This window comes from Photobacterium gaetbulicola, from assembly GCF_003025515.1.
Lineage (GTDB): Bacteria > Pseudomonadota > Gammaproteobacteria > Enterobacterales > Vibrionaceae > Photobacterium > Photobacterium gaetbulicola.
Genome location: NZ_PYME01000057.1, coordinates 1 through 5,366 on the forward strand (window position 1 = coordinate 1; position 5,366 = coordinate 5,366).

A 5,366-nucleotide genomic window follows, 5' to 3' on the forward strand; every position below is an offset into this window, starting at 1 on the left:
CAGCGGAATCCTTTAGGGACAGCGGCATACATGCCGAACTAAGTCCGGATGTATGACTGCAATCTTAACCAGTTTGATTTTTTAGAGCGTGGGTACTTGGCAAACCGGGGCGACCATGTATGTTAAAACCATTGCCGCCAGTATGAAGCGTCAGGATTTAATACCGAAAGCCGCACGCAAGTTTAAGTGTACAACGGACAGCAAGCATAAAATGCCTGTCGCTTCGAACCTGCTGGCTCAGGACTTTAACGCAACGGCTCCGAATCAAAAGTGGGCGGGTGACATCACGTACGTTGCCACAAGTGAAGGTTGACTGTATTTGGCTGTCATCATTGACCTTTACTCACGACAGGTAATCGGCTGGTCTATGGATACAAGGATGACGGCTACTCTGGTCTGTGATGCGCTATCGATGGCTTTGTTCCGTCGCGGTTTCCCTGAACACGTTATCGTTCATAGTGATCGAGGTAGCCAGTATTGCTCAAAAGACTATCGAGAACTCATAATCACTTATAATCTCAAGCAAAGTATGAGTAGAAAAGGAAATTGCTGGGACAATGCCTGTGTCGAGAGCTTCTTCCATTCCATGAAAGTTGAAGCGATCCAATATGAGCCGATTATGACGAGAGATGCGATGCGCCAAACGATCTTTGAGTACATTGAGGTTGATTATAATCAGACGAGAAGGCACAGTGCTCTTGGATACCTAAGCCCAGTTAACTTTGAAAAGCAAAATGTCGCTTAATGAAGTGTCCAGTCTAGCTGGAGCAGATCAATCACACCAAAACCGTTACTTTCAACTAAGGCCTCTATTTCGCTTGGCGAAGCAAAATAACCAGTTCTGAAAAAAGCATCTACCTCAGATGTAGTAACCAGTCCAGTTTCATTCAGTTCACTGAGAACCTCTGGTGTTACTAGAGACGATGACATTTTAGCGAGCAAACCAGCAACAAAGAATCGGCTAATATACGCTATAGCAACGGTACCACCATCTTTAAGGATTCGATGAGCTTCTCTTAGGACGGCTTCACGCTCACCTTGGCTTTGTATGTGATAAAGAGGCCCAAGGATTAGAACAACATCCTGAGATCTATCTGAAATAAAAGGTACTTTAGTTGCATTCGCTTCATGGATATGAACATTTAGACCTTTTATCTCTACATTTTGTTTTAATTGTGAGACTAATTCTGGGACGAGTTCAACTGCCGTTACCTCTACTCCTTCTTGGGCATAAAACAACGAATAACGACCTGTTGCAGCACCTAGCTCTGTCAACTTTTGGCACTGTTGAGTATACTCAGCAAGCTGATTAATTGTTGTGTCAAACTCAATTCTTGTGATGTTTTGACAAGTAAGTCGCTGTTCCTCATCAAAGTTAGCATAATAATCTAAATACTCTTCTTGCACTGATACCTCCTAGTGCTGTTAACTGTGTATTAGGCAGAACGCTCGTTTTCACGCATCTACCAAACTAGTTCTTTTCGTACACTATAGTCATAAAAAACATTTTTTTTCAATGCGTTAAATACCACGAATATTCAGGTAAGCATTCAATGAATTCGGACAAAGTAAGCATACTATTGAATGGCTTCAGGCGTTTTTAGCGAAGGCCATTACTAACCTGACATGAGAGAAAGGGCTCTTCTCCGCTTGCATGCATCTAACCCTCAAAAGCCCATGCAACTGAACCGTCACTTGGCTATTACGCCTTCTCCATTTTACTTTCGATTTGAAAGCTAAAGCTCAGGGAAAAGCAAGTCTGAAAACTCGTTTAGTTGGTCGGCAGAAAAGGAGTGTATCTGATCGAGTGCTTGCCTGAGGAACATAAAAAAATCTGAGCGTAGTAACACACTCGGGTTTTTCCAGCCTCTATGGATCGTTTAATTAATCATTTTAAGCTTAACTGATCGGCATTAGGGATACACCGGCATTATTTATCTTTTTGCGCCATGAGTTTAAAAAGAAAAATTACCAGCACGTATATGTGGTAAGTTAAATAATGATGAAATGATACAGGTGACTAATATGACAATTCAGAGCAATGAGATTATAAGTGCATTAGAATTATGGGGGGAGTCTTTCACCAGAAGCAGCGTTGGGGAAATTTCTGCCCTTTATTCAGATAAGGCTATTCTTCTTGGCACTTTATCGCCAATTTATCGTGATACACCAGAGCTTGTCTATGAATATTTTGAGTCAGCTTTTTCAAGTACAACAGAGCGTAAGGTTCATTATCAAGATTTTAATGTTGAAGTGTCAGGAGATATGGCTTCCGCAAGTGGGCTATATCATTTTGAGTGGGTATCAAAGCAACGATTGGTTGTGATTGCGGCACGCTTTACGTTTGTGTTTAAAAAAGTAGATGATGAATTGAAGATTATTCATCACCATTCGTCTAAATTGCCCGTGTGATTGGCATTTAAGTGAGCTTACGGTAAGGTGGCTTGATTTAGAGGTATGGGCAGTTCCAGCAGGAGCCGGAACCTATTAATTAATCAGATATGAGGTTAGTAGTTCCAGGGGAGTAACCGTTCGAGGGCAGCCCTGACTTCGCTTTGTAGCCGCTGCAATGTATTAAAGTAATCCAGCACTTTGATGCCTGCTTTTCGGCTGAAGTCGCTATGATTGACATCACCACATCAGCGATGCCCGCTCCTGCCTGCGTCTTGTGGAACATGACATTTTTACGTGTACGGTTTCGCGCAACCAGTTTAAGCGACTGCTCCGTCCGCTTATTGTCCAACTGTGCGCCTTCAATACGGAAGAACGCCGTCAGCCCTTCATAGTGCTTATGAAGCAACTAACCGCTTTACCAAGACCGCTGTTTTCTTCCACGTTACCATTTACCAGCTCAGCCTCACTCCAGTCACTGATTTGTTTCATCACCGTGACTGGGGTGTTTTTCATGCCAGGCTAGCCTCTGTTCTGCGTTTTAGAGCTGTGGCCAATTTTAGTTGAACACTTCACTCTCTCGTTTAACAGATAAGATATTGTTGAAATAGCGACTGTATCTTAGGAAAATTACCAACTGGACGGTGGTAGCTTTCCGCAGAAAAAACAGTATTCGTAAGCAGAATGATGCCTTGGGCGTCATTTTTTGATCCTTATTATGCATCTCATTTTTCAGCCCCCTATTATGCTATAGTCATATTTTCTTGCATGGCGCCAAATGGTAATTATTGTTTTTGTCACAATATAAAATATATCTCGGTAACAAGGTACCCCTTAACACGAGGAAATCGTAATGAAAAAGTTGATCATTAATGCGAACGTATTTAACGGTGTTGACGACAAGTTAATCGAAAACGTTTCAGTTCTAATTGAAGATAACTTAATCACCAAAATTGGTGTAATTGACGCGTCTGAAGTAGATGTGGTTATCGATGCAAAAGGCGGCACAGTAATGCCAGGTCTGATGGATGCTCACGTTCACATTACGCTTTCAGCTTCATTCAACGAACTCGATACGATGACTCGTGAAGAAGTGGCTATTCGTTCTGCACGTATCTCTGATGACATGCTAATGCGTGGTTTCACTACCGTGCGCGATGTAGGTGGTAACTCTCAAGGTCTAAAAGCAAGCATCGACAAAGGTTATGCAAATGGCCCTCGTATCCTGCCCTCAATGGCTGCCCTATCTCAAACTTGTGGGCACTCTGACTATCGCCAAAACCAAGCGCAAGAGCGCCTTAGAGATGGTCATGAAGACTCGCCAATGATGAAATTAGGCGCAATGCAAGTTGCAGATGGTCGTTCAGAAGTTCTAAGAGCAGTACGTGAGCAATTGTTCATGGGCGCTTCTCAAATCAAGATCATGGCTGGTGGCGGTGCATCATCAACATTTGACCCTCTGGACACGCTTCAATACACGCTAGACGAGATGAAAGCTGCCGTTGAAGCCGCAAGTGACTACGGCACTTACGTAGCAGCACACATCCATACCGCACCTGCTATGCGCCGCGCAGCAGAGGCAGGCGTTATGTCGTTTGAACATGCAACCATCATGGAAGACGATATTGCACAAACCATCAAAGAGAAAGGTATCTGGGTTATCCCTTCTTACTTCACATCATCTTTAATTGCAGAACGTAAGATCCCATTGCCTAACGAAGAAACTTATCGCAAGACTGAACGTGTTGGTAAAGCAATGTTTAAGTCTGCAGAACTCATTAAGAAGTACGACATTCAAAACCTTGCGTTCGGTACAGACTGTATCGGTGATACTCGCGTTCACGACACTCAATTGAACGAACTGACAGCGATTGAAAATACATTCGATACAATTACTGCACTTCGCATGGCTACATCGAACTGTGGTCGTCTTTTTGAAATGTCTACTTACCAGCACCCTTACCAAGAAGGTAAGCTGGGCCAAATCGTTGAAGGTGCTTACGCAGATTTGCTAATCATCGATGGTAACCCACTTGAAGGTGTAGAATCTGTTGTAAACACTGAAACCCAAAAAGTAATCATGAAAGACGGTAAAGTTTACAAAAATACGCTGTAAGCAAAACTGACTTTATAGGGATTAACCGCCACACTGATACTACACACATTGTATTGGTAAGGCGGTTAATACTACTCCAGGAAGTAGCTTTCTTCAAAGACATCGCGGAACATTTGATCGTATATGATTTTCCATAGCTGCACTGGGTGAGTATTCCTAAGTATTGCGCCCCTTGATTCCGGGACTATCCGGCCATTTTTCACCTAACGCCGGAATCCTTACTTTTTCTCTTTTAAACCAGAAGCCTGGTTGGCCAAAGCAATAGAGCGAATAGACTTGAGAAAGCTTGTATTACTTTGGCAAACAAAATAGTCAGAACAGCATGGGCTATACTGCGTTTTCAGACCGAGTATAAGCCTGCTGCTCTGGCTTAATGGTCACAAAGTGCGTATTCCGGAGCAATCCAGCCACCGATTCCGGGATTGTCCGGACACCCATTCCGTTTTAATCCGGACACCATTTCCGGGATAAACCAGTCCATTTTTCCACTAACTCCGGAATCACTGTCCGGTTACTCCGGAATATCCCTCTTTTCTCTTTTAAATCAATCACTCACTATTCTTGTTATGCATCTTAACGTAGCAAGGAAGTGATAATGCCGAAAAAGAGAACATCTATGACAAACATCAAAGAGGTATTACGCCTTAAATATGAGTGCAATCTGTCGACCAGAAAGATCGCTTCCTGCTCGAAGGTTAGCCGCTCAACCGTCTCAGAAATACTGATACGCTTGTGAGCTTACGAGAAGGTAGCGTGCAGGGGAGGTCCCGGCCACAGCCAGAACCTGTTTTGATTAGATATCGGACTGGTAATTCCAGGGTAAGAACTGTTCCGGATTGGCCATAACCTCGCTTTGCCG

The 5,366-nt window shown here is 43.3% G+C and carries 4 protein-coding genes and 2 pseudogenes; 4 read left to right on the forward strand and 2 right to left on the reverse strand.

Annotated features, from left to right (window positions below; translation table 11 throughout):
• Nucleotides 1-115: 115 nt before the first annotated feature.
• Nucleotides 116-745: pseudogene (locus C9J03_RS26185) on the forward strand (IS3 family transposase); the annotation flags it as partial.
• Here the strand turns inward: C9J03_RS26185 and C9J03_RS26190 are convergent.
• Nucleotides 742-1,407 carry a class I SAM-dependent methyltransferase gene (locus C9J03_RS26190; RefSeq protein WP_082060492.1) on the reverse strand — a complete coding sequence of 222 codons (666 nt, stop codon included), beginning with the start codon at nt 1,405-1,407 and terminating at the stop codon, nt 742-744. The pseudogene C9J03_RS26185 and the gene C9J03_RS26190 sit on opposite strands and share 4 nt — an antisense overlap.
• A 618-nt stretch (nt 1,408-2,025) precedes the next feature.
• On the opposite strand from C9J03_RS26190, the gene C9J03_RS26195 reads away from it, so the two are divergent.
• Nucleotides 2,026-2,412 (forward strand): nuclear transport factor 2 family protein, encoded by a 387-nt coding sequence (locus C9J03_RS26195; protein ID WP_044621366.1) that lies wholly within the window; start codon nt 2,026-2,028, stop codon nt 2,410-2,412.
• A 360-nt stretch (nt 2,413-2,772) separates the two neighbouring features.
• Here C9J03_RS26195 and C9J03_RS27145 read toward each other — a convergent pair whose 3' ends face one another.
• Nucleotides 2,773-2,907 carry a hypothetical protein gene (locus C9J03_RS27145; protein ID WP_276329437.1) on the reverse strand — a complete coding sequence of 45 codons (135 nt, stop codon included), beginning with the start codon at nt 2,905-2,907 and terminating at the stop codon, nt 2,773-2,775.
• 337 nt (nt 2,908-3,244) lie between these two features.
• On the opposite strand from C9J03_RS27145, the gene C9J03_RS26205 reads away from it, so the two are divergent.
• Both C9J03_RS26205 and C9J03_RS27360 read left to right on the forward strand, forming a co-directional pair.
• Nucleotides 3,245-4,507, forward strand: coding sequence for a metal-dependent hydrolase family protein (locus C9J03_RS26205; protein WP_044621367.1), 1,263 nt, complete (start codon nt 3,245-3,247; stop codon nt 4,505-4,507).
• Nucleotides 4,508-4,747: 240 nt separating this feature from the next.
• Nucleotides 4,748-4,881, forward strand: a pseudogene (locus tag C9J03_RS27360) (IS110 family RNA-guided transposase); the annotation flags it as partial.
• Nucleotides 4,882-5,366 lie beyond the last annotated feature (485 nt).

Bases quoted from the DNA above. Each gene is read 5' to 3' on its own strand.
- C9J03_RS26195 (WP_044621366.1), top strand. From the start codon at position 2,026: ATGACAATTCAGAGCAATGAGATTATAAGTGCATTAGAATTATGGGGG.
- C9J03_RS27145 (WP_276329437.1), bottom strand. From the start codon at position 2,907: ATGAAAAACACCCCAGTCACGGTGATGAAACAAATCAGTGACTGGAGT.
- C9J03_RS26205 (WP_044621367.1), top strand. From the start codon at position 3,245: ATGAAAAAGTTGATCATTAATGCGAACGTATTTAACGGTGTTGACGAC.